Raw genomic sequence first — 24,805 nt, 5'->3', positions numbered from 1 at the left:
CAGCGTCGGGACGCATTGGGAACAGGTATCAGATTCCGAAAAATGGCTGCAGCAATTTGGGCAGCAGCCCATTGAATTTCATCGGAGCATCGGTTGCGATCAGGCAGATACATTCCTCCGCCGTGTCGGCAATCGGCTGATGATCAACATCGTCATCAAGGTCTGCAACATCGCCTGCCCGGAAGCGACCGATATCATCGATGTACGACCCTTTGATCAGCAGGGTCATTTCGTGACCATGATGACCATGATCGGGGATCGAAACACCCGGCGCGATCTTCATCAGGCGAACGGTGCCCTTGCTTTCGATTGATTTCAACTGGAAGTGCTTCACACCCGGTGCAAGGGATTTCCAGGGAATATCATCAAGCGACATCACATCGTCGGGCAGCAAATCGGCAAGTGGCCTTGGCAGAGCGCTCATGGCGCTGCCGGTAATGCTTTCACCAACCGCAATACGACGCATTGACGGTATTTCCTGCGTCACAATGTTTTCGTTCGCGGTATCGCGTTCAAGCATTGCCATAACGTGATCAAGCGAATGGTCCGCCATCGACATGCTGTTTGCGGTTTCAAGTGCTGCACCGCCCATGGTTTCATAACCGCTTACCTTGTCGCGGCAATGCGGACATACGGTCATGTGCGTAGCAACCAGAAGCTCCATGGCTTGCGACAGGGAACCACTGGCATATTCAATCAATGTCTGATCGGTTGGATGATGCTTAATGTTCATGCGACACCTTCCAGTCCGCCACGCAACTTGCCAAGCGCAAGCCGCAAGCGGGACTTCACTGTCCCAAGCGGGATACTGAGACGCTCGGCTATTTCACTGTGAGAGCAATCTTCGAAAAACGACAATTCTACAACTACCTTCTGGTCGGCAGGTAACTCTTCCATTGCGGCTTTGACGAGGACGGCCTCCTGGTCACGATTGACAACGTCATCTGCCAGCGGATCTTCGTCGACGATCAAAGTCGGATCGGAATCATCAACCTCGATATGTTTGCGTTGCCGGAACCGGTCAATCCTGAGGTTCCTGGCGATGGTAAATATCCACGTACTGGCGGCCGCCTTGGCGGGATCAAACAGGTGCGCTTTGCGCCAGACCTGCATCATTGCTTCCTGTGCCATTTCCTCGGCGGTTTCTGGATTGCCACCAAACCGGAACATGTAAGCCTTCACGCGCGGTGCGAAATGCGCGAAAAGCTGCGCAAATGCCTCCCGGTCGCGAGACGTTGCGACGGAAACAATCCAGTCGGCACATCGTTTCGCTTCGACCGGATCTGCTGGCCCGGTGCGTCGTGGTGTTGTGCCGCTCATTTTGGTTTCAGGTCCCTTTTGGGGCCGCGCCAGAATCGTGTTCATCATAACAATCCTACGGCGACCACGTTCATTCGGATCAAATAAAAATGTATGTTTTCTGCCAGACACTTACAATCAGGTCAGACAAACAAATCCAGATTAATCCGTGTGATCCGCACGTCAGAGGCGTGCGTATTCATATATATAATGTCTCACACTAACAGCAAGCAGGCCGGGCCGATATGAACATTGTCACCTCGGGAAAACTCAATATCGCCGTCGTAGGATCTGGAATATCGGGCCTGTCAGCTGCCTGGTTGCTAAGCCAATCACATAACGTGACGCTATATGAAAAGGACGACCGTCCCGGCGGGCACTCCAATACCGTTGATGCGGGGCAGACCCCGGTCGATACCGGCTTCATTGTTTATAATACGCGTTGCTATCCCAATCTCTGTGCACTGTTTGACCATCTGAGCGTTGAGACCACGCCGACAGACATGTCGTTTGCCGCCTCGATGGATGAGGGTGGTCTGGAATATGGTGGCGGCGATCTTTCGGCCCTGTTTGCGCAAAAACGCAACCTGTTCCGCCCGCGTTTCTGGAAAATGGTGCGCGATATCCTGCGCTTTTATCGCGAAGCCCCCGCCGCCTTGGAAGATGGGACTGCAGAACATATCAGCCTTGGCGATTACCTGCACGACAATGGCTATTCCAAATCCTTCATCAATGATCATCTGTTGCCGATGGGGGCTGCTATCTGGTCAACGCCGGTCGACACCATGATGGCCTACCCCTTGGCCGCATTTGTTCGGTTTTGTCAGAATCATGGCCTGTTGCAGATCAAGGATCGGCCGGAATGGCGCACCGTGGTTGGTGGGTCACGCGAATATGTAAAACGCATGACAGCAGGGATTTCCGGTGGTGTGGTTCTTGATCGCGCCATTGCCAAGGTCGGCAAGACAGCGTCTGGTGGCGCATTTGTCGAGGATCGTTACGGCAAGCGCGAAGAATATGATCACGTTGTGCTGGCCTGCCATGGCGATCAGGCGTTGGCATTGCAGGAAAAACCCGACCCGCGCACGGCCGAATTGCTTTCGGCGTTCAAATACGAACGCAACCTTGCGATTCTGCACAATGACGCCAGTCTGATGCCAAAGACCAACAAGGTCTGGTCAAGCTGGAACTATCTGGCCGAGGACCATGACGGCGAACAGAAAGTCTGTGTAACCTATTGGATGAACCGCCTGCAGCACCTTGATCCCGCGCAACCGCTTTTCGTGACCCTGAACCCGCCGCGCCACCCCGCAGAAGGCAGCGTGATCCGATCCTTCCTGTATGATCATCCGCTGTTTGATGCTGGCGCAATGGCCGCGCAAAAAGAACTCTGGTCGATCCAGGGGGTTGATAACCTTTGGTATTGTGGCAGTTACTTTGGCTATGGTTTCCACGAAGACGGTATTCAGTCCGGGCTTGCTGTGGCGGAAGCGCTTGGTAATGTGCGCCGTCCATGGAATGTCGAGAACGAAAGTGGCCGTATCCACGTTGGCGAGACGACCCGTGCACAATCAAGCGAGGCCGCATGACAGGTCCTGTTGCGTCTAAACCGGCATCGGCATTGTTTGAAGGGGTGGTCACCCACCATCGGCTGCGCCCGAAAAAGCACAAGCTGCGCTATCGGGTGTTTTCCTTCCTGCTTGATCTTGATGAGATCGATGGTCTTGCTGCAAAGCTGAAACTGTTCAGTCGCAACCGCTTTAACCTGTTTTCATTCCATGACCGCGATCATGCTGATCGTGGTACGGCCGATTTGCGCACGCGCCTGGAGACAATCCTCAATGATCATCAGCTTGGTGACTGCGCGCACAAAATCCGGCTGTTGTGCTATCCGCGCTTGCTCGGTTTTGTCTTTAATCCCTTGTCGGTTTATTTCTGCCATCGCGCAGACGGATCGGTGGGTGCCGTCCTTTACGAAGTATCGAACACCTTTGGTGATCGTCACAGTTACCTGATCCCGGTGACTGACGGCGCCCTTGATGACAAAAACGTGCTGCGCCAGTCTTGCGCAAAAGGGTTTTATGTCTCGCCGTTTATCGACATGGTCGCGGACTATCATTTCCGTATTCGCATTCCCGACGAAAATGTTGTCGTCGCGATCCGTGAGACCGATGCAAAAGGTGCGTTCTTGAATGCTGCCTTTGTCGGTGATCGAACCGAGCTTTCCGACCGTAAATTATTAGGAGCATTCATTCGATACCCGCTTATGACGTTAAAGGTCGTGGCAGGTATCCATTGGGAGGCGCTCCATCTTTGGCGCAAAGGGATGACGTTTCATAAACGACCAGCACCGCCAGAGCAGCCTGTAACCTATGTGCTGGAAACCGGGACAGCAGCGGCCCAAGCAGGAAAGAGATAACAACAATGCCAAACCGCAATCGTAATGCAACCGCCTCGGCCCTTCAGCTGCGTGACCGCATCCTTCCGGTGCTGGGCAGCATGACGGGCAGTCGTAGCCTTCTGAAGGCCATGCTCAAGCGTGTCCTGGCACATCTGCATTACGGGCGTCTGACCATTGTTCTGCCCGATAACGATACCCTTCATTTTTCCGGTGATCAGAAAACCGACCTGCGCGCCGCCATTCATATTCATGACTGGCAGGCGATCCGCAAACTTGCCACCGGTGGTGACGTTGCCTTTGCCGAGGCCTATTTGGATGGCAGTTGGAGCAGCCCTGACCTCACACACCTGATGCACTTTGCCATGCACAATGAAGCCATTGTGCGTGCGCGTCTGGCGGCGGGTTTCCTGGCCCGGACGGTGACGCGCATCGGACATTTGCGCAATGCCAATACGCTTGAGGGATCGAAGCGCAACATTGCTTATCACTATGACCTTGGTAACGCGTTCTATAGCGCCTGGCTTGATCCCAGCATGACCTACTCATCCGGGCTTTATCACAAACCCGGCATGACACTGTCGGCGGCCCAATCGGCAAAATACGAACGCATTTGCGAACTGGCCGACCTTCAGCCGGGCGAAAATGTGCTTGAGGTCGGCTGTGGCTGGGGCGGGTTTGCTGAACTCGCCGCTGGCAAGTATCGCTGCGACGTTACCGGTTTGACCCTGTCCAATGAACAGCATGCCTATGCCCGTGACCGTTTGTTGATGCAGGGGTTGAATGATCGCACGGATATTGTCCTGCGCGATTACCGCCACGAGGAAGGCCAATACGATAAAGTCGTCTCAATCGAAATGTTCGAGGCCGTCGGTGAAGAACACTGGCCGACCTATTTCGACATGATCCGCAAACGTCTGAAACCAGGTGGCAAGGCTGTCTTGCAAATCATCACGATTGACGATGAACGCTTTGAAACCTATCGCCGTGGGGCAGATTTCATTCAACGCTACATCTTCCCGGGGGGCATGTTGCCATCACCGACGGCGTTGTCTGCGGCCGTCAATAAAGCCGGGCTCGATCTGCGTCATTCGGAATTCTTTGGCAAATCCTATGCGAAAACATTGGCCGAGTGGCAGCGTAGCTTCCAGCATGCCTGGGACGGCATTGCCAAGCAGGGATTTGATCTGCGCTTTAAGCGCATGTGGGAATACTACCTCGCCTATTGCGAAACCGGATTTGATCAGGGCTCGATCGATGTTGGGCTGTTCGTGATCGAACATCGCGAAAATGCCTCAGGCTGAATACCCCACCCGGACATCCATTTTTTATGCGCTTCCGGCAATGGCGGCGGCTGTTCCGACCATTCCGGCCTATGTGCTGTTGCCAAGCTATTATGGCGATGACCTTGGCCTTGGTTTGACGGTAACCGGTGTTGTCCTGCTGCTGGTGCGTGTGATCGACATGCTGACCGATCCGGTGGTTGGGTGGCTGTCCGACAAGACCCGCAATCGAAAAATCTGGACCGGTGGGGGGGCGGTGATCGCCGGTATCGGGCTCTGGTATCTGTTTAGTCCGCCGTCGCAACCCAGTGCCTTCTATCTTCTGATTTGGGCAAGTGTGCTGTTTCTGGGCTGGACCATGTTTCAGGTCCCTTATCTTGCCTGGGGGTCGGATCTTTCCGGTGATTATAAAAAACGCACATCGCTGACAGCCCTTCGCGAGGGCGCTGGTCTGATTGGTATTGTTCTGGCCGGGGCCATTCCGGTTCTGATCAATGCGCCGGATCGCGCGGCGGAAATTCAAACTCTGGCCATCGTGACCCTGACCCTTGGCGCTGTCTTTATTGCCCTTCTGATCTGGCAGGTGCCCGATCCTGTGGCGCAACAAAAACGCACAAAATCCGACGGCGCCGGCGCAGGGATGGGGATGGGGTCGGGCAGTTTTCTGAAAACACTCCGTCTTGGTGTTCGCAGTCTGCGTGACAATGGTCTTTTCATGCGCCTGCTTTCTGCGTGGATGATTAACGGTCTTGCGGCCGGATTGCCGGCTGTATGTTTTCCGTTGTTTGTCCGCTATTACCTCGAACTTGATCAGGACAGCGAAAACATCCTGATCTTGCTGTACTTCGCAGTCGCCATCATCGCCATCCCGCTTTGGGTGGTGATGGCCGGGCGCATTGGCAAACATCGGGTCTGGTGCACGGCCATGGTCATGGCAATTGTGGCCTTCGCGTTCGTACCGATCCTTGATGCCGGGGATTTTGCAGCATTTGCCGTCATATGCCTTGTCACCGGCGCGGCATTGGGGGCGGACCTTGCCCTGCCGCCCGCCATTCAGGCCGATGTCGATGACTGGGATCGGTACCGGTTTGGTGTGCGTCGTACCGGCCTTCTTTTTGCTCTTTGGAACATGACCAACAAGCTTGCCATGGCACTTGCCGCGGGCATTGCCTTGCCAATATTGGGCGCTTTTGGACTGACAGAGGACGGTGACGAAAAAACCGGTGCATTGGTTGTGCTGGTTTTGATCTATGCGGTGATCCCCATCGTATTGAAGGCAGGAGCAATCGGGATGATGTGGCGCTTTCCCTTGGACAGCACGCATCAGGTTGCCATTCGTCGGCGCCTTTCACGCCGCTCAGATTGATCTTGGAAAGTCAGGACAGGAGAAAATCGATGCTGCGGAATACCATGGTGCTGTGTTTTTTGGTGCTACTAACCGGATGTGGGTCGATGAAACCGCAGGATTTTGCGCAAAAGCAACCCCGCTTCGATGTGTTTGACTATTTCGAAGGCAACAGCCGGGCCTGGGGGATTTTCGAGGATCGTTTCGGGACCCTCCGCCGTCAGTTTACTGTCGAAATAACAGGAACGATCGAGGACGGGGTTCTGACACTTGAAGAAGATTTTCTCTATGACGACGGTGTAACAGATCGTCGCGTCTGGGAGATTACCAAAACCGGTGAGCATTCCTATGAAGGGCGTGCAGACGACATTGTTGGCATCGCCGAAGGCAGTCAGTATGGCAACGCGCTCAATTGGTCATATGACATGGATCTCAAGGTCGGTGATGGTGCCTGGCGGGTAGGTTTCGATGACTGGATGTTCCTGCAACCCGATGGGGTCTTGGTCAACCGCGCACGGGTCAAAAAATGGGGCTTTGAAATCGGGGAAGTCACCCTGTTTTTCACAAAGATCCAACACGTCGCGCAAGCCGCTGAATGAACCAGCGCAGTACCGGGATTTTGGCATAGAAGTTCTGGCCGGAATCCCAATGATCAAAATGCGATGTCAGGCGTGTGCCATCCTCGTTGAAGGTCAGCTCTGACATGCCGGTAAATTCCCAATCACCAATCACCTTTACCCGCGCGTTGAACCGCCAGCGCAAAAATCCCCGGTCGCCGTCAATGGCGCGGTGGGTGACGACAAAGCGCGGATTTTCCGCATCGGTAAAGGCCTTTGCCAAATAGGCACAGACATCTTTTGGACCGTGGACCGTGGTGAACGGATCGCAAAAGACAAAATCCTCTGTCACCAGATCGTTTAACTGATCAACTGTGTCCAGCGACAGGTTCTCGTAATACGCCGCATATGCCGCCAGCAACTGGCGCTGATTGTCGGTGATGTCGTTCATGCTCTGATCAGTTTGCGCATCAATTTGAAGAAAAGTGGATAGGGCAAAATTCGCGTCAGTTTCAATTGCCGCACAAATTGTGGCGGAAAGGCAATTTCGAATTTGTCATTTCCACTAAGCCCGCGATAGATGAAATCTGCAGCCTCTTCGGGTTCCAGCAGATAGGGCATCTCAAAATCATTCTTTTCGGTCAGACGGGTTTTGACAAAGCCCGGATTGATGACGCGCAGCAAGACGCCACTGCCGCTAAGTTCGGTATGCAGCGATTCACACAGATTGATCAGGGCGGCTTTTGTCGGACCATAGGCCGATGCGTTGGGAAGGCCACGATATCCGGCTACCGATGCCATCACGGCAATCTCGCCAGATTTGCGCGCTCGCATCTTCGCCAAAAGCGGCTCAAGACAATTGACGATGCCCATGTAATTGGTATCGACGTGGCTGCGAATGGTCGCAGCGGAAAAGGCGTTCAGTTTCATGGGCGAATAGATGCCAGCAGCCAAAACCACCAGATCAGGCAACCCGAACTGCTCTTCAACCTTGGTTATCGCACCATTTACCGCATTCTGATCGGTAATATCGACTGGAACAGGGGTTAAACCCGGCATTTCGGACGCAAGTTCCGCCAATTTGTCGGAATTTCGGGCTGAAATGATGACTTTCTGGTCCGGGGATGTGGGTTTTTCATGAAATTGACGCGCCAGTGCTGCGCCAATGCCTGATGATGCCCCGATAATCCAGATTGTCTGGAAGTGTTTTTTCATTCCTCATCCTTTTGCGCGGTCTGTGTCGCGCAATTCATGCAGCGATATGTGATGGTCGATCCATCGCGCGCCTCGAATGCCAACCCGACCCAACGGCCATCGGCATCATACCATGCAGTGGTTTCAAGTTCCCCGTCATAGGTGAACCGCGTGGCGGGCAGGGTGCCGTCGGTTGTGCGCAGCATCTCGACGTCGGTTGCCTGGATATCAACAGCGTTTGGCTTGCCAGTGATGGTGTTAAGCACCGCTTTGCTGCCCAATACACCACAATGCCAATGGTCGGTCGGGAAAATGCCATTTGGCAGCGTCTGCTGACCGTCCGGACCATCAACGACCAGCGTGCCCTGATCGTTGGTTTTCGCTGTCACCTCGGTTTCGTCGCCATCATCATCTACCCGAACGGAAAGGGCTGCCAAGCGATCACCTTGCCAAAGGCTTTCAGATCGATAGTCAAAGCTATAGGCATTGAACCCCAAAAAGCTGATATCGATATTGCTTTGGGCAACCACCTGCAGTCCGTCACGCCCCTGATTGAACTGTACGACGTGGCTTCCGACGGGCGCATCGTTGCGCCGGATCTGAAAGCGAAGCTCGTTGCCATATCGCTGGATTGGATCGAACTTGCTGCACGTATCCGGGCCATCGAATGCTTGCGACAGACGCGCCTCCTCGATCGGTGTGGGGGAAGGCTGCATCGATGGTTGCTGATCGTCTGCAAAGGCGTTGGAAGACAGTACGATGTAGCCAGCAAGCGCACATGCGCCAAACAGCGATTTGACCGGATATCTCATGGACATCTGCATGATCTGTACCGAAGCCGGGTTGAAAAACTTGTTCACCCTTCTTGTTACGCAAATACGTGATCTGCGGATCAAACGTCATGATCATTGCCCGCTATCGCCTGATGGGGTAAGCAGGGCCCACGGGCCAAGACCCGAAATGAAAGGCCACACCATGCCCCACCCGATTGCCGAAGACCTGATCGCGCATGTTCTGCACCGCGATTCCAACATCATCGTTCTGAACAAGCCGCCCGGGTTGGCGTCCCACGGTGGGCCCAAGACCTATTTTCATGTTGATGCCTATCTGCCGGATCTGAAATTCGGCATCCAGCCCGAACCGACATTGGCGCATCGTCTGGATCGGGATACGGCAGGCTGTTTGTTGCTGTGTCGTCATCCGAAATCGTCAAAGAAGATCACCCGGCTTTTCACCGAAAAGAAAATCGGCAAGTCCTATTGGGCGGTGGTTCGCGGTGCGATGGAAGAGGATCACGGTTTCATTGATGCACCCATTGGCAAAATCAATGATGAAAGCGGCTGGACCATGCTGGTGCATGAGGATGGTCAGCCGTCAAAAACCGAATATACCGTGCTGGGTCGTGGCAAGGATGCTGATGGCAACGACATCACCTGGCTGGAACTGGTCCCCCATACCGGGCGGACCCATCAGTTGCGTGTCCATCTTGATCATGTCGGGCATCCGGTGATCGGTGATCCGTTCTATGGCCGTGGCGATGAACCGCCAATCTTCGGGGCGCCACCGACCCTGATGTTGCTATCCCGGCAGATTATTGTGCCGTTCCATGCGGATCGCGACCCGGTGATTGTTGACGCCCCGCCGCCCGAACTGATGCGCCCCGGGCTGGAAGCATGCGGCTATGATGGCGACTATGCCGCCCATGCTGCTTCAATTGATGCTCAATATACCGGCGATGACGGCGACGCTGAAGGCGGAGAGTAAGGTCTCCAGCGTGATGATCGATGCCATTGCCTCCGGGTCGCCATTAAGTTGGCGTGCGAGGATATAGGCATTGCCTGCACACGGCATCCCGGCATACAGAACCCCCATCGCCAGAACCATGCCGTCGATCCCTGCCAGATAAAGACAAATGCCGGTGATGACAGGCAGGGCGGCAAGTTTGATGGTGGTGGAAAGCGCAATCGCACCAAGCGCCTTTTTATCCATGACAAAACGTAATCCCGCCCCGACCGATAAAAGGCTGAGTGGCAGGGCGGCTGTCTTGAACAGGGCGGCGGTATTTTCGATCGGCAACGGAACGTGAATATTACTCACATTCAGGATCGCGCCCGCCCCGGCGGCAATGATGATCGGGTTTTTGATCACCCCGCCCAGAATGCGTTTGAGGTTGCTTTTGCCATTGCTAAAGGCGCTAAGAACCACGACGCCCAGCATATTGGTGGCAATCACCATCACGGCAATAAAGACGATGGCAAGGGCAAGGCCCTCCGGCCCGTAAAGCGCATCGGCAACTGCAAGCAGGACGTAGCTGTTGTAGCGGACCGAGCCCTGAAAGATGGATGTGAAAAGCGGAGTGTCGCGTGTGATCACGGGACGTAGCAGCAGAAGCACACCAGACACACCAAGTGTCGCGGCAAGCGTGACACCGACGGCTGTTCCGGCATGGCCGCTGGAAAAATCGGCACGATAAATCTCGACAATCAGAAGTGACGGCAGCAACAGATAATAGGTCAGCCGATCAATCCCGGCCCAGACATCCGCCGCCGTGATCAGAAATTGCTTTAGGGCCGCACCAACCAGAATGGCGGCAAAAATCGGAAAGATCGCAGCGATCACATCATAGGCGAGTTGCATGGCAGGTGGGGCGCTCCGGCGCAGAAACGTCTTTTGGGGCCGTGTGGGGTTTAGACCTTGCGGTTGCTGTAGTCGGCAAAGACCTGTTCGGGGGTATGGTCGCGATATTGTTCGCAGATTTCCTCGAACTTCGGATTGCTGATCAGAAGGTCGGCCGTGCTTTGATTGCACGCAATTGGCACTTCATACATGTTGGCCAGCCGGATCAGGGCGCGGACATCGACATCGTGCGGCTGGGGTGTCATCGGGTCGGTGAAAAAGAACATGGCTTGCAACTCGCGATGGGCAATCATCGACCCCAATTGCTGATCGCCGCCAAACGGACCACTTTTTAGCGGATGAACATCAAGTTCCGTAAACCGTTCCTGTAAAACCCGCCCGGTGGTGCCGGTGGCAAAGATGCGCATATTGGCAAAGACATCCTTGTGTTTTTCCAGCCAGTCGGCCATTTCGCGTTTGCGACGGTCGTGGGCAACAACGCCAACAGACAGCACCATTTTTATTCTCCGGGCCAGTAAACATAATTTGTCATACTAATCCCCAAAGCCATCCAGCGTCACCTGCCAAAAGTCTGACAATTCTACAAACCAGATAAAATCTAGACACTTAGGCACTGTTTTGGCGGGTCAGGTAACGATGCCACAGCTTTGATGCATAAAGTCTTGGCAAATGTCGGATTGGGGTGAAATCATCATAAGCGCGTCGGTCACAGGATCGTCGAATATGGTCTATGAGGGCGATTGATGTGATGGGCTATTTGAAACGCGGTGCGGCCAAGGCGAAGATCTGGGGCCAGATGGTTGCGGGTGTCGGAATTGTCCTGTGCGCCATCTTGGCGGCGTCGGTATCGGCCAAGGCGGACCAGAGTGTTTTTCGGCCTTTTCCACAACATCAGGATTATCAGCAAGGGGCGTTGTTGCCTTCACGCTGGTCGCAAGCGCAACGTGATGATGATGTTCGTGCCTTTTATCAGCAATGGAAGGCGGATTATCTTCGAAAGGTTGATAGCAGCAGTGGTGATGTGCAATATCGCGTGACATTCGGCCATGAACAGCCGGAACGTACCGTGTCCGAGGGCCAAGGATACGGGATGATGATTGCGGTCCTGATGGCCGGGGCGGACCTGGACGCGCGGACCATATTTGATGGTTTGTGGCGCTTTGCCCGCCAATGGCCAAGTGACATTGATCCACGCTTGATGGGATGGCAAGTCCCGCCGTCAAAGGATGGCAATGACAGTGCCTTTGACGGCGATGCCGATATTGCATTTGCCTTGCTGATGGCAGCTGATCAATGGGGGGATGCAACCTATTTGACAGCAGCACGCACAGTCATTGCTGCCATCGGGGAACGGACGATTGGCCCCGATAGCCGTCTGCCGTTGCTGGGTGACTGGGTCGATCCGAACGGCAAGGAGTACGATCAATGGGGCACCCGACCATCTGATTTCATGCCAGAGCATTTCGCCGCCTTCAAACGCGCAACCGGTGATCCATTGTGGGAGGAGGTGCGGCTGCGGGTTCTGGAGGTCGCAAAACGTTTGCAGCGCGACGTTTCACCGAATACCGGATTACTGCCCGATTTTGCGATTAAGGAGCCTGAAGGTCAGGTTCATCCCGCACCGCCAAATTATCTGGAAGGCTATTATGACACCGCGTTTTATTTCAATGCGGCGCGTGTGCCGTGGCGGATTGCAAGCCATGCACTGATTTCGGGCGATCCACATGCTGCCGAGATTGCCCGGAAGATGGCAAGCTGGATGCGGGCGCGGACGGGTGGTGATCCGGGCGTGATCCAGTCTGGATATATGTTAAGCGGCTTGCCGTTACCTTATGAAAGTGAAAACAGCACATTGTTCGTTGCACCGATGGCGGTGGCATCCATGCTGCTGCCCGGTGATTACGGGGCCCAGGAATGGCTTGATGATCTGTATGCCAATATTCGCGACCGGCACATGGACTATTATGAAGACAGTGTCACGTTGTTGTGCATGTTGGTGCTTTCGGGGAATTCTTGGTCACCCGCCGGGCGATGAAATGCCCATGCAACGCAAAACGGCCGCTCCAAAGGAGCGGCCGTTTGTGTGATCGGGTTGCCCTGATCAGGATTACATGTGGATTGCGCGTTTGTCCGCGTCCAGTGCCGCTTCCTTGACGGACTCGCCAAGGGCAGGGTGGGCGTGGCAGGTGCGTGCGATGTCTTCGGCAGATGCACCGTATTCCATCGCCAGAACCACTTCGGCAATCAGATCGCCCGCAGCCGGGCCGACAATATGCGCGCCGACGACACGGTGCGTTTTCTTGTCTTCGATGATTTTGACAAAGCCTTCGGTGCTTTCCATTGCCTTGGCACGTCCGTTGGCGGTGAAGGGGAATTTGCCGACTTTGTAGTCTACGCCTTCTTCCTTCAGTTGCTCCTCGGTTTTGCCAACAGAGGCAACTTCCGGCCAGGTGTACACAACACCCGGGACCTTGCCGTAATCGACATGGCCTTCTTCGCCTGCCAGCATTTCTGCCAGGGCAACGCCGTCTTCCTCAGCCTTGTGGGCCAGCATCGGACCAACGATGGTATCGCCAATTGCAAAGATGCCGCCAACATTGGTCTGGAAATGTTCGTCGGTTTTGACGCGACCACGGTCGTCGAGTTCAACACCGACAGTGTCCAGGCCAAGGCCTTTGGTGTACGGACGGCGACCAATTGCCACCAGTACGACATCGGCTTTGAGTTCCTCGGCATCGCCACCCTTGGACGGTTCAACCGTCAGGGTTACGCCGGACTTGGTGGTTTTGGCACCGGTAACCTTGTGGCCGAGTTTGAATTCAAGACCCTGTTTGGCAAAGATGCGCTGGGTCTGTTTGACCAGATCGCCATCCATGCCCGGCAGAATGCGGTCAAGATATTCAACAACGGTGACTTCCGAACCCAGACGACGCCAGACGGAACCCAGTTCCAGACCGATAACGCCTGCACCGATGACAACCATCTTTTTCGGCACTTTCGGAATGGTTAGCGCGCCGGTCGAAGAAACGATTTTGTCTTCGTCGATTTCGACACCCGGCAGCGGGGTGACTTCCGAACCCGTCGCGATGACGATGTTCTTGGCCGTCAGGGTTTCTTCGCCGCCATCAAGAAGGGCAACCTTGACTTCGGTCGGCGAGGTGATTTCGCCAGCACCTTTGACATAGGTAATCTTGTTCTTCTTGAACAGGAATTCGATGCCTTTGACATTGCTGTCAACGACCTTGTCCTTGCGGGCCATCATCTTTTCGAGGTTGACCTTCGGCTTGGAGACTTCGATGCCATGGGTATCGAAATGCTCGGTCGCTTCTTCGAACAGGTGCGAGGAATGCAGCAGGGCCTTGGACGGAATGCAGCCCACATTGAGGCAGGTACCGCCAAGTGCGCCGCGTTTTTCAACGCAGGCAACTTTAAGACCAAGCTGTGCGGCGCGGATGGCGCAAACATAACCGCCAGGACCGCCACCGATCACGACAACGTCGTAGTTCTCACTCATGAGTTCTTTGATCCTTTTGTCTGATCAGATGTCGAGCAGGATGCGTTCCGGATTCTCGATGCATTCCTTGACGCGTACCAGGAAGGAAACGGCTTCACGGCCGTCAATGATACGGTGGTCATAGGACAGCGCCAGATACATCATCGGACGAATTTCGACTTTGCCGTCGATTGCGACCGGACGCATCTGGGTCTTGTGCATGCCAAGAATACCGGACTGCGGTGCGTTCAGGATCGGGGATGACAGCAGGGACCCAAAGACACCACCGTTGGAGATGGTGAACGAACCGCCCGTCATTTCATCCATGCCAAGCTTGCCGTCACGGGCACGTTTGCCGAAATCGACAATGGTGCTTTCCAGATCAGCAAAGGTTTTTTCCTCTGCCGAACGGATAACCGGAACAACCAGACCCTGCGGGGTGCCAACGGCAACGCCGACATCGCAGTAGTTCTTGTAGATGAAGCTGTTGCCATCAATTTCGGCGTTCACGGCCGGCCATTCTTTGAGCGCCGTGGTGCAGGCCTTGATGAAGAAGGACATGAAGCCGAGCTTCACACCGTGTTTCTTCTCGAACCCGTCCTTGTATTTGTTACGGCACGCCAGAAGGTTGGTCATGTCCACTTCGTTGTAAGTGGTTAGCATGGCCGCAGTGTTCTGGGCTTCTTTCAGGCGGCGCGCGATGGTCTGGCGCAGCTTGGACATTTTGACACGCTCTTCACCGTCACGCAGTTCACGTTCCGGTTTCGGGGCTGCCGGTGCGGCTGGTGCCGGAGCAGCGGCGCGCGAAGCGGATCCACCACCTTCGAGGAAGTTCAGAACGTCGCCCTTGGTCAGGCGGCCGTCTTTACCCGTTGCCGGGATTTTCGACGGATCCAGGTTCTTGTCTTCGACCAGTTTGCGGACAGCCGGTGCCAGCGGGTGATCGCTGTTCGACGTGGTCGCTGCTGCCGGTGCAGCAGCCGGGGCTGCTTTCGGCTCTTCTTTCTTGGCCGGAGCTTCTTCTTTCTTCTCGGCCGGGGCTTCTTCCTTGGCCGGTTCGTCAGAAGCTGCGGCGCCTTCAGCGCCTTCGTTGATGTGTGCGATCAGCGCGCCAACTTCAACTTCGTCGCCTTCTGCAACAACCAGCTCGGCGATTGCGCCGGCTACCGGGGAGTTGACTTCGACGGTGACCTTGTCGGTCTCAAGTTCGACAATCGGTTCATCGGCAGCAACAGCGTCGCCGACTTTTTTGTACCATTTTGCCACCGTGGCTTCAGATACAGACTCGCCCAGTGCGGGAACTTTAACTTCAGTCGCCATTTTTTCCTCGACCGTTTTTTCAATCAGGCAGTGTGGGTCTGCCAGGATACGAATGAATTCTAAATGAACGGATCGAACGGGCGATTTCTCGCCCGTTCGTTGAAAGTGCTAGACGCTTAGTGCCTTGTCGACCAAATCAGCCTGTTCACGCAGGTGAGCCTTCAGAAGACCCGTTGCCGGCGAAGCAGATGCTGCACGACCAACATAAACAGGACGCCCCGTTTTATGCTTGATGCTGGCAAGCGTTGCCTCGATCCGGCGATCCACGAAGAACCAGGAACCCATATTCTCGGATTCTTCCTGACACCAGACGACATCAGCATTCGGGTATTTCGCAAGCTCCGCTGCCAGTTCTTTCTCAGGCCACGGATAAAGCTGTTCGACACGAACAAGTGCGACATCTTCGATGCCACGGTTTTCGCGCTCGGCAAGCAGATCGTAATAGACCTTGCCCGACGACAGAACGACGCGTTTGACCTTTTTGTCGTCAACCAGCTTGCCGGTTTCACTGATCACAGTCTGGAAGGTCGTGCCCGAAGCAAATTCGGACAGCGACGATACAGCCTGCTTGTGACGCAGAAGCGATTTCGGCGTCATCAGGACCAGCGGTTTACGGAAGGAGCGACGAATCTGACGGCGCAGGATGTGGTAGTAGTTTGCCGGTGTCGTGCAGTTCGCCACCTGCATGTTATTTTCACCACAAAGCTGCAGGTAACGTTCCAGACGTGCAGAACTGTGTTCCGGACCCTGGCCTTCGTAACCGTGCGGCAGCAGCATCACCAGACCTGACATACGCAGCCATTTGGCCTCGCCCGAGCTGATGAACTGGTCAATGATGACCTGTGCACCGTTGGCAAAATCACCGAACTGGGCTTCCCAGAGAACCAGCGAATGCGGTTCTGCAAGGGTGATGCCGTATTCAAAGCCAAGAACACCAGCTTCGGACAGTGGCGAGTTGAGGACCTCAAGCTCGGCCTGGCCGGTGCGGATGTTGTTCAGCGGGGTGTATTTTGCCTCGTTGGTCTGATCGATCAGCTTGGCATGACGCTGCGAGAAGGTACCACGTTGGCAATCCTGGCCCGACAGACGCACTGGCGTGCCTTCGCACATCAGGGTCCCGAATGCCAGGGCTTCTGCCGTCGCCCAGTCGATGCCTTCACCGGTTTCAAACATCTTCGCTTTGGCCTTCAACTGACGAAGGATTTTGCGGTTGATGTCATAGTCACTCGGCGGGGTCGAAAGCGCCCGACCGACTTCCTGCAGAAGACTTTCTTCTACACCGGTCTCGCCGGTCCAGTCGGCATCGTCGCCATGCGAGGATGCGAGACCCGACCATTTGCCTTCAAGCCAGTCAGCCTTGTTCGGACGGTAGTTCTCTGATGCCTTGAACTCTTCATCAAGGTAATCCTGGAACGACTTGTCCAGTTCCTTGATGCGGTCCTCGGTCAGAAGGCCTTCCTTGATCAGCTGCTGGGCATAGATGTCCTTGGTGGTCGGGTGTTTGCCGATCACGTCATACATCTTCGGTTGGGTGAATGCCGGTTCGTCGCTTTCGTTGTGGCCAAAGCGGCGATAGCAGAACATGTCGATAACGACGTCCTGCTTGAATTCCTGACGGAATTCGGTCGCGATGCGGGCCGCATGGACGACTGCTTCGGGATCGTCACCGTTGACGTGCAGGATCGGTGCCTGAACGACTTTGGCAATGTCCGAGCAATAGGGCGAAGAACGGGAATCGGTCGGTTTGGTCGTGAAACCGATCTGGTTGTTCACAACAAAGTGGATCGTACCACCGGTACGATAGCCTTTGAGGTGTGACAGATCGAAGGTTTCGGCCACAAGACCCTGACCGGCAAAGGCCGCATCACCGTGCAGGAGGATACCCATAACCTGCTCGCGGGATGTGTCTTTGCGCTGGGCCTGCTTGGCGCGGACCTTACCAAGAACAACAGTGTTCACCGCTTCAAGGTGCGACGGGTTTGCCGTCAGCGACAGGTGAACAACATTGCCGTCAAATTCGCGGTCGGCGGACGTACCCAGGTGATATTTAACGTCACCAGAGCCCATCACGTCGTCCGGCTTGGACGGGTTGCCCATGAATTCCGAGAAGATCGCACGGAACGGCTTGCTCATGACGTTGGCAAGAACGTTCAGACGACCACGGTGCGGCATGCCGAACACAACCTCGCGGATGCCAAGCTGGCTACCACGTTTGAGGATCTGTTCGAGTGCCGGGATCAGGGCTTCGCCACCGTCTACGCCAAAACGCTTGGTGCCGACATATTTGGTGTGCAGATAGTTTTCAAAGCCTTCGGCTTCGACCAGGCGCTCAAGGATGGCTTCCTTGCCACGGGTGGTGAACTGCGTCTGGTTGCCGATGCTTTCGATACGCTGCTGGATCCAGGATTTCTGTTCGGGCTCCTGGATATGCATGAATTCGATACCGATCGACCCGCAATAGGTTTTGCGTGCCAGCGAGACAATCTGGCGGATGGTCGCAGTTTCAAGGCCAAGAACATTGGCGATGAAGATCGGACGATCCATGTCGGCTTCGGTAAAGCCGTAGGTCTTCGGATCAAGTTCCGGGTGTGGTTCACGCGGGGCGAGGCCCAGCGGATCCAGATTCGCTTCAAGATGGCCGCGTACCCTGTAGGACCGGATCAGCATCAGGGCGCGAATGGAATCATTGGCCGCAGCGCGGATGGCATCAGAATTTACCTGACTAGCCGTCGGTGCTGCGTGGGGTGCCGGTGCATAGCCCATCTGGACCGGGCGTTCGGCATGCCCCTGTGAGACGTCGTATCCCTCCATGCCGCCAACAACCTTGGTTTCCCGTGGTTGCCAGCTCGGCCCACGCATTTCTGCGAGAAGTTCGGAGGCGTCGTCCTGCAACCCGTCAAAAAACTCAGCCCAGCTCTGGTCAACCGCAGACGGGCTTTCCAGATACCGGGCATAAAGTTCAGCGATGTAGGTTGCGTTCGACTCGTTTAGAATCGTGTCGAGATCTTGAGGTTTCATTTGTGGTCTTGGAAGGCATGGTCCCCAAGAAGGACCACGCCCCCCCTTGCCTTTCCTCTGACTACCCAGATTAGCCCTTCAAAGCCTTCAGCATGGTCGAGCCGAGGCTTGCCGGGGAATCGGCAACAAGAACGCCAGCACTGCGCATGGCTTCCATTTTGGCATCCGCGGTACCTTTACCGCCCGAGATGATCGCACCGGCATGGCCCATGCGTTTACCCGGAGGTGCGGTAACACCGGCGATGAAGCCGGCAACCGGTTTCTTGACCGAGGAAGCCTGCAGGAATTCACATGCTTCTTCTTCTGCCGAACCACCGATTTCACCGATCATGATGATGCCTTCGGTTTCCGGATCCTTCAGGAACAGGTCGAGGCAGTCGATGAAGTTGGTGCCGTTGACCGGGTCACCACCAATACCGATACAGGTCGACTGACCAAGGCCAGCGGCCGTGGTCTGCGCAACTGCTTCGTAGGTGAGCGTACCGGAACGTGAAACGATACCGATTTTACCGCGGCGGTGAATGTGACCCGGCATGATGCCGATCTTGCATTCGTCCGGGGTAATGATACCCGGGCAGTTCGGGCCGATCAGGCGGGTCGACGAACCGTCGAGTGCACGCTTGACGCGGACCATGTCAGCAACCGGAATACCTTCGGTGATGCAGACAGCCAGTTCGACTTTGGCGTCGATGGCTTCAAGGATTGCATCTGCTGCGAAGGGCGGCGGAACATAGATGACCGAGGCATTCGCGCCGGTCGTGTGAACCGCTTCGTCAACAGTGTTGAAAACCGGCAGGTCAAGGTGCTTGGTGCCGCCTTTACCCGGGGTTACACCGCCAACCATTTTGGTGCCGTATGCCAGTGCCTGTTCGCTGTGGAAAGTACCCTGCGAACCAGTGAAACCCTGGCAGATAACTTTGGTGTTTTTATCGACGAGAACAGCCATAGTTACGCGGCCTCCTTCACAGCTTTGACCACCTTCTCGGCGGCATCGGCAAGGTTGTCAGCCGAAACAATCGGCAGACCCGATTCTTCGAGGATCTTCTTGCCAAGTTCGACATTGGTACCTTCAAGGCGAACGACCAGCGGGACGTTCAGGCTGACTTCGCGGGCTGCTGCCACAACGCCGTCTGCAATCACGTCACAACGCATGATGCCGCCAAAGATGTTGACCAGGATGCCTTCGACATTCGGATCCGACAGGATCAGCTTGAAGGCAGTGGTCACGCGTTCCTTGGTTGCGCCGCCACCAACGTCAAGGAAGTTAGCCGGTTCGCCACCGTACAGCTTGATGATGTCCATGGTTGCCATGGCCAGGCCTGCGCCGTTGACCATGCAGCCGATGGTGCCATCAAGCTTGATGTAGTTGAGGCTGTGTTTTGCAGCTTCGAGTTCGGCCGGGTTTTCTTCGTCTTCGTCACGCAGCTCTTCGATGTCCGCATGGCGGAACAGCGCGTTGTCGTCGAAGTTCATTTTGCAATCAAGCGCGATGATGTCGCCTTCGCCGGTCACGACGAGCGGGTTGATTTCAACCATGGCTGCATCGGTATCGAGGAAGCACTGGTACATCGCCGACATGAATTTGACAGCTTTGGAAACCTGCTTGCCTTCAAGGCCAAGTGCAAACGCCAGTTTGCGACCGTGGAAGCCCGAGAAACCTGCAGCCGGGTCGATGTCAACGGTGACGATCTTTTCCGGGGTTGCTTCGGCAACTTCTTCGATGTCCATGCCGCCTTCGGTCGACGCCATGAAGATCACACGCGAAGATGCGCGATCAACGAGAACCGAAAGATACAGTTCGCGTGCGATGTCGCAGCCTTCTTCGATGTAGACGCGTTTGACTTCTTTGCCTTCAGGGCCGGTCTGGTGGGTAACCAGGGTGGAGCCGAGCATCTGTTCAGCGTTCTCGCCGACTTCTTCCGGGCTCTTGACGACGCGAACGCCGCCTTTGTCACCTGCCTTGGCTTCCTTGAAGGTGCCCTTACCGCGGCCACCTGCATGGATCTGGGATTTTACCACGTAAACCGGGCCAGCCTGGGACTGGGCAGCTTCGATGGCTTCCTGAGCGGTGTATGCAACTTTGCCGTTTGGCACGGTCACACCGTATTTGCGAAGAATTTCTTTCGCCTGGTACTCATGAATATTCATGTTCGGTCGCTTTCTTGCCTTCCGTACGATTTCCGGTGGGTCAGAAATCTGGATTTCAATGTCCCTGTCTCGAGCGGGAGGGACTTTGTTAAGAGGCCCGCGATCATTGAAGTTTGAAAAACAACAATGATTGAAAAACGGGCCGGTCAATGACCAGCCCGTTTCGCGTTCTTTAGAGCATGCCCTTGGCAGCTTCGACAAGGCCGCGAACTGCGTTCACGGAATTATCGAAGTTTGCCTTTTCGGACTCGTCGAGATTGATCTCGACGATGCGTTCTACACCGTCGGCACCCAGAACAACCGGGACGCCAACATAAAGACCGTCAACACCGTATTCGCCGCTGAGGTAAGCAGCAACCGGCATGACGCGCTTCTGGTCTTTGAGGTAGCTTTCCGCCATCGCGATTGCCGAAGCAGCCGGGGCGTAGAAAGCAGAACCGTTTTTCAGCAGGCCGACGATCTCTGCGCCACCGTCACGGGTACGCTGAACGATCTGGTCGATTTTTTCCTGCGTGGTCCAACCCATCTTGATCAGATCCGGAACCGGGATACCGGCGACGGTCGAATAACGGATCGACGGGACCATGGTGTCGCCGTGGCCGCCCAGAACAAAGGCGGTAACGTCTTTGACAGAGACGTTGAATTCTTCTGCGAGGAAGTAACGGAAACGTGCAGAGTCCAGTACGCCTGCCATGCCGACAACTTTCTTCGGATCGAAGCCGGTTGCCTGCTGCATTACCCAGACCATCGCATCAAGCGGGTTGGTAATGACGATGACGAAGGCGTCAGGAGCGTGTTCCTTGATGCCCTGACCAACCTGGGTCATGACTTTGGTGTTGATACCAATCAGATCATCGCGGCTCATGCCCGGCTTGCGAGCAACACCGGCGGTGACGATGACGACATCAGCGCCTGCGATGTCTTTGTAGTCACTGGTACCCTTGAGGTCGGCATCAAACATGTCGACGGGGGAGGATTCAGCAATGTCAAGCGACTTGCCCTGTGGCATGCCATCAACGATGTCGAAAAGGACGACGTCGCCAAGCTCTTTCAGACCGACGAGGTGAGCAAGCGTGCCACCAATATTGCCGGCGCCGACGAGCGCGATCTTGTTGCGGGCCATTCCGTTACCTTCTTCCCTATTGCGCTTCCTGGGGGTCGAAACTCAACTTGGGAGCGCGATTGAAAATTTAAACCTGCGAACGCGAAATAATCGTTCGTAAACATCGAGTGTCGTAAACTGAATCGGCACGAATGACAAGGGGAAACCCCACTGTTTTTACGAGGAAAACCGCCGGTTCGCGGTTTATTGCAACTATGGTCTAAACGCTCAAAAACCATTCACGTTGCAGCTGCGAAGGCAGGCGAATGTCCAGCAAAACCAAAGCTGGTTTGCGATTGCGGCCTGCTTAAATGAAAGGCAGTCTGGGCCTTTGCTGGGAATTCGGGCGTATGAACCCGATTACACCAACGCAGCAATGCGCAAAACGGCTATCAGCCATGCGATCCGTTCGGGGGCCTGAAATCCCTAATATGACGAATTTTGCGTGAAGCTGCGTTTCCCCTACGTCAGACGCAAGAATCGGGCGATGATAAGCGCCCATATGGCGAATAATTGCGATGGTTTTAAAATTGCCGTTGTGGAGTCGTTTTACAGGGATCAGCAGATGTGAGGCGCGCGTTTTTTCAAATGCAGTCTGACGGCTTTTGGAACGGGAAAGCTTGCGACCCGGTGGGGCATTATCAGGTCAGATGCGCCATATCGAGATATTCCTGACTGCGCATTTCCGTCATGCGCGACACCGTACGCTGGAATTCAAATGAATAGTCGCCGTCGGTGTAGATCTCGGTCGGATCGCACTCAATCGCGCAGATCAGCTTGGTTTTGTGCTCATACATCGCATCGACCAGAGTGCCGAACCGCTTGGCCCAGTCACGGCGAGAGTCCGGCAGTTTCGGAATGAAATCAATGACGATGGTATGGAAATGCGTCGCCAAGGCGATGTAGTCACCCGGGCCCAATGGTCGTGTGCAGAGCTCTTCAAAGGTGAATTTGGCCACCCCGGCGCCAGCTGCGGCAATTTCGATTTTGCGGCCCTTGACGGTCAGACTGTCGGGTGCAACGCGTGCGCCCTCGGTCAGGGTGGCAAACATCTCGTCGATACGCGGCGATGCGTCTTCGCGGGTGGTCGGATACAGGAAGACTTCGGCCGCGGTCAGATTGCGCATGCGGTAATCGGTTGGGCTTGCCAGTTCCAGCACATCAAGCTTTTGCTTGATCATGTCGATGAAGGGCAGGAAGTTCTGGCGCTGCAGACCATCCTTGTACAGATCATCCGGCACGCGGTTGGATGTGGTGACGATCACTACCCCATGATCAAACAGCTGTTCGAACAGACGGCCGAGGATCATCGCGTCGGTGATGTCGGTAACCTGCATCTCGTCAAAGCACAGCAACCAGGCATCTTTGGCAAGGTCCTCTGCAATCGGCGGGATCGGGTCGGCATCGTCCTTTTTCTTGGTCTGGCGATAGCGGTGCATGCGTTCATGCACATCCTGCATGAAATCATGGAAATGAACGCGACGTTTTTTTTCAATGCTGATGGTTTCGTAAAACAGATCCATCAGCATCGATTTGCCACGCCCGACTTCGCCATAAATATAAAGTCCAAGCGGCGGGGTGGGTTCCTCGCGTCGGCGCGTTAAACCAAACCGTTCGCGCCAGCCGCCTGTTCCGGTTGTCGGTTCGTAATGATCAAGCGCATGTTTCAGGCTTTGCAGCTTTTCGGCGCACAGCTCCTGCATCGGATCGTGGGACAGCTCACCAGCGGTGATTTTCGCGCGATAACGGGAAAGCGGGCCGTCGGTCATCAACAAGTCTCGGATGCAGTGGAAGAAATGATAACTGTGAGATTGTCATAGCTCCAAGTTGCATCGCATTGCAACAAGGCGGTTTGCATTGCTGCCATCAGATAAGACGCATTTTCTTGAACAACCAGATTTCGAACGCAGTGATCAAAGCCAGAATAATGGATACGCCAAGGAAGCCGTATGGGTTGTCTGCCGCAGGCAAGCCGCCAACATTGATGCCCAGAAGTCCGGTGACAAAACTGATTGGCAGGAACAATCCGGCAATCACCGTCAGCCAATACATGGTGCGGTTCATCTGTTCGGTTTCCAGCGCCATCAGGTTTTCATTCACGATCTGAATGCGTTCACGCAGTGAATCAAATTCTTCGACCAGCCGCACAGTCTTGTCGGTCAGAGCACGGGCACGGCGTTTGAACCGCTTGTCCGACCAGGATGGTTTTTGTTCGACATAATGTGCCAGCGCATCGCGTTGCGGTCCCAGATGGCGACGCAGGCGCGACAGGCGGTGACGGATGTCCGATCCACGTTTGCGAAGGGCAAGTGTTTTACCCTCGGCCACCGTTTCCTGTTCATCCTCGATCGCCTCGACATCTTCTTCCATGCCGAGCACGATATTCTCGACGCGATAGGCAAGGCGCTCTGCAACAGTCAGGACAAAGTCGTCAATGCTGCTGGGGGCTTTGCCCTCGGCAATGGCTGCACGCATGTCATCAAATGCCTTGAGCGGCTGGTTGCGCAGCGTGATCACCATATTTGCCGTGACCCAAAACCGCACGGAAATCATATCCGCGGGATCATTTTCCGCGTTCAGGTTTACCCCACGCAGATTAAGCGAATAACCCGGGTCATAGAAAAAGACCGCCGGGCGTGTCCCGCGCGTCGAAAGCGTGTCTGTGATCGTGGCATCAATCCCGGCCACGCTGATCAACCAGTCGCGGACCCCGTCGCCCATCCAGTCCAGATGCACCCAAAGAAAGTTTCCCTCGGCAATCGGCGGCAAACCTGATTGCAGGGCATCCCATTCAACCGGCTGTGCGGTGCCGTTCGGGGCAATTTCAAAGGCATTGATGAGCGCGGTTTTACTCATTAAGGGGCTCCTTGGCTGACTGCGTGCACGCAAGTCAGGAACGGGGTCATGGTCAATGTGTCATCGCACGGGAACGAAACGTTAGATGATTCGTTACGGTTCTCAGTGTAGGGTTCGGTTCTGTGAACAAGTATCAACCCAACCTGTTTACAAAA

At 55.1% G+C, this 24,805-nt stretch carries 22 protein-coding genes; 7 read left to right on the top strand and 15 right to left on the bottom strand.

Translation table 11 applies throughout. The annotated features are described in order from the left end of the window. Nucleotides 1–28: 28 nt before the first annotated feature. Entirely contained in the window at nt 29–733 is a 705-nt protein-coding gene (locus HED22_RS13715; protein ID WP_167723124.1) for a ChrR family anti-sigma-E factor, read from the bottom strand. Then, the gene (locus HED22_RS13710; RefSeq protein WP_254870045.1) at nt 730–1,320 is read right to left on the bottom strand and encodes a sigma-70 family RNA polymerase sigma factor; all 591 of its coding nucleotides are present in this window, start codon (nt 1,318–1,320) and stop codon (nt 730–732) included. The genes HED22_RS13715 and HED22_RS13710 overlap by 4 nt, the downstream gene beginning before the upstream one ends. A 224-nt stretch (nt 1,321–1,544) precedes the next feature. On the opposite strand from HED22_RS13710, the gene HED22_RS13705 reads away from it, so the two are divergent. From HED22_RS13705 to HED22_RS13685, 5 genes are all read left to right on the top strand, one after another. Beyond that, nucleotides 1,545–2,888, top strand: coding sequence for an NAD(P)/FAD-dependent oxidoreductase (locus HED22_RS13705; protein ID WP_167723120.1), 1,344 nt, complete (start codon nt 1,545–1,547; stop codon nt 2,886–2,888). After that, a complete protein-coding gene (locus HED22_RS13700; RefSeq protein WP_167723118.1) occupies nt 2,885–3,718 on the top strand; it encodes a DUF1365 domain-containing protein in 834 nt (277 codons plus the stop codon). Before HED22_RS13705 ends, HED22_RS13700 begins: the two co-directional genes overlap by 4 nt. Nucleotides 3,719–3,723: 5 nt before the next feature. After that, the gene (locus HED22_RS13695) at nt 3,724–5,001 is read left to right on the top strand and encodes a cyclopropane-fatty-acyl-phospholipid synthase family protein (RefSeq protein ID WP_167723116.1); all 1,278 of its coding nucleotides are present in this window, start codon (nt 3,724–3,726) and stop codon (nt 4,999–5,001) included. Next, on the top strand, nt 4,988–6,346 hold the full coding sequence (locus HED22_RS13690) for an MFS transporter (protein ID WP_167723114.1): 1,359 nt from the start codon (nt 4,988–4,990) through the stop codon (nt 6,344–6,346). The genes HED22_RS13695 and HED22_RS13690 overlap by 14 nt, the downstream gene beginning before the upstream one ends. Before the next feature lie 86 nt (nt 6,347–6,432). Further along, nucleotides 6,433–6,924, top strand: a complete 492-nt coding sequence (locus tag HED22_RS13685) for a DUF3833 domain-containing protein (RefSeq protein WP_254870044.1) — start codon at nt 6,433–6,435, stop codon at nt 6,922–6,924. Here the strand turns inward: HED22_RS13685 and HED22_RS13680 are convergent. Genes HED22_RS13680 through HED22_RS13670 form a run of 3 tightly spaced genes read right to left on the bottom strand, consistent with a single transcriptional unit; the run spans nt 6,887 to nt 8,888 of the window. After that, nucleotides 6,887–7,333: a nuclear transport factor 2 family protein gene (locus HED22_RS13680; RefSeq protein ID WP_167723110.1), complete on the bottom strand. Its 447-nt coding sequence runs from the start codon at nt 7,331–7,333 to the stop codon at nt 6,887–6,889. The genes HED22_RS13685 and HED22_RS13680 overlap by 38 nt on opposite strands. After that, a complete protein-coding gene (locus HED22_RS13675) occupies nt 7,330–8,097 on the bottom strand; it encodes an SDR family oxidoreductase (protein WP_167723108.1) in 768 nt (255 codons plus the stop codon). The genes HED22_RS13680 and HED22_RS13675 overlap by 4 nt, the downstream gene beginning before the upstream one ends. Beyond that, on the bottom strand, nt 8,094–8,888 hold the full coding sequence (locus HED22_RS13670; protein ID WP_167723106.1) for a DUF6134 family protein: 795 nt from the start codon (nt 8,886–8,888) through the stop codon (nt 8,094–8,096). The genes HED22_RS13675 and HED22_RS13670 overlap by 4 nt, the downstream gene beginning before the upstream one ends. A gap of 148 nt (nt 8,889–9,036) precedes the next feature. On the opposite strand from HED22_RS13670, the gene HED22_RS13665 reads away from it, so the two are divergent. Beyond that, nucleotides 9,037–9,840 (top strand): RluA family pseudouridine synthase, encoded by an 804-nt coding sequence (locus HED22_RS13665; protein ID WP_167723104.1) that lies wholly within the window; start codon nt 9,037–9,039, stop codon nt 9,838–9,840. Here HED22_RS13665 and HED22_RS13660 read toward each other — a convergent pair. Next, entirely contained in the window at nt 9,787–10,713 is a 927-nt protein-coding gene (locus HED22_RS13660; RefSeq protein ID WP_167723102.1) for an AEC family transporter, read from the bottom strand. The genes HED22_RS13665 and HED22_RS13660 overlap by 54 nt on opposite strands. A 50-nt stretch (nt 10,714–10,763) precedes the next feature. After that, on the bottom strand, nt 10,764–11,210 hold the full coding sequence (locus HED22_RS13655) for a methylglyoxal synthase (protein ID WP_167723100.1): 447 nt from the start codon (nt 11,208–11,210) through the stop codon (nt 10,764–10,766). Between the two features lie 233 nt (nt 11,211–11,443). Here HED22_RS13655 and HED22_RS13650 point away from each other — a divergent pair, with 233 nt between their 5' ends. Then, nucleotides 11,444–12,748, top strand: coding sequence for a glycosyl hydrolase family 8 (locus HED22_RS13650; RefSeq protein ID WP_167723097.1), 1,305 nt, complete (start codon nt 11,444–11,446; stop codon nt 12,746–12,748). A gap of 72 nt (nt 12,749–12,820) precedes the next feature. Here HED22_RS13650 and lpdA read toward each other — a convergent pair whose 3' ends face one another. From lpdA to HED22_RS13610, 8 genes are all read right to left on the bottom strand, one after another. Next, on the bottom strand, nt 12,821–14,227 hold the full coding sequence (lpdA, locus tag HED22_RS13645) for a dihydrolipoyl dehydrogenase (protein WP_167723095.1): 1,407 nt from the start codon (nt 14,225–14,227) through the stop codon (nt 12,821–12,823). A gap of 24 nt (nt 14,228–14,251) precedes the next feature. Continuing rightward, a complete protein-coding gene (gene odhB, locus HED22_RS13640; protein WP_167723093.1) occupies nt 14,252–15,526 on the bottom strand; it encodes a 2-oxoglutarate dehydrogenase complex dihydrolipoyllysine-residue succinyltransferase in 1,275 nt (424 codons plus the stop codon). A 108-nt stretch (nt 15,527–15,634) separates the two neighbouring features. Then, on the bottom strand, nt 15,635–18,544 hold the full coding sequence (locus HED22_RS13635; protein ID WP_167723091.1) for a 2-oxoglutarate dehydrogenase E1 component: 2,910 nt from the start codon (nt 18,542–18,544) through the stop codon (nt 15,635–15,637). A gap of 70 nt (nt 18,545–18,614) precedes the next feature. Continuing rightward, nucleotides 18,615–19,490, bottom strand: coding sequence for a succinate--CoA ligase subunit alpha (gene sucD / locus HED22_RS13630; protein ID WP_167723089.1), 876 nt, complete (start codon nt 19,488–19,490; stop codon nt 18,615–18,617). A 2-nt stretch (nt 19,491–19,492) separates the two neighbouring features. Further along, on the bottom strand, nt 19,493–20,722 hold the full coding sequence (gene sucC / locus HED22_RS13625; RefSeq protein ID WP_368484507.1) for an ADP-forming succinate--CoA ligase subunit beta: 1,230 nt from the start codon (nt 20,720–20,722) through the stop codon (nt 19,493–19,495). Nucleotides 20,723–20,864: 142 nt separating this feature from the next. Then, nucleotides 20,865–21,815 carry a malate dehydrogenase gene (mdh, locus tag HED22_RS13620; RefSeq protein WP_167723084.1) on the bottom strand — a complete coding sequence of 317 codons (951 nt, stop codon included), beginning with the start codon at nt 21,813–21,815 and terminating at the stop codon, nt 20,865–20,867. 620 nt (nt 21,816–22,435) lie between these two features. Continuing rightward, nucleotides 22,436–23,563, bottom strand: a complete 1,128-nt coding sequence (zapE, locus tag HED22_RS13615; protein ID WP_167723082.1) for a cell division protein ZapE — start codon at nt 23,561–23,563, stop codon at nt 22,436–22,438. Nucleotides 23,564–23,660: 97 nt separating this feature from the next. Next, on the bottom strand, nt 23,661–24,650 hold the full coding sequence (locus HED22_RS13610; RefSeq protein WP_167723080.1) for a CorA family divalent cation transporter: 990 nt from the start codon (nt 24,648–24,650) through the stop codon (nt 23,661–23,663). Nucleotides 24,651–24,805 lie beyond the last annotated feature (155 nt).

The sequence above is a fragment of the Thalassospira sp. HF15 genome (genome assembly GCF_011806525.1).
Lineage (GTDB): Bacteria > Pseudomonadota > Alphaproteobacteria > Rhodospirillales > Thalassospiraceae > Thalassospira.
This window is presented reverse-complemented; position numbering and strand designations above follow the sequence as displayed.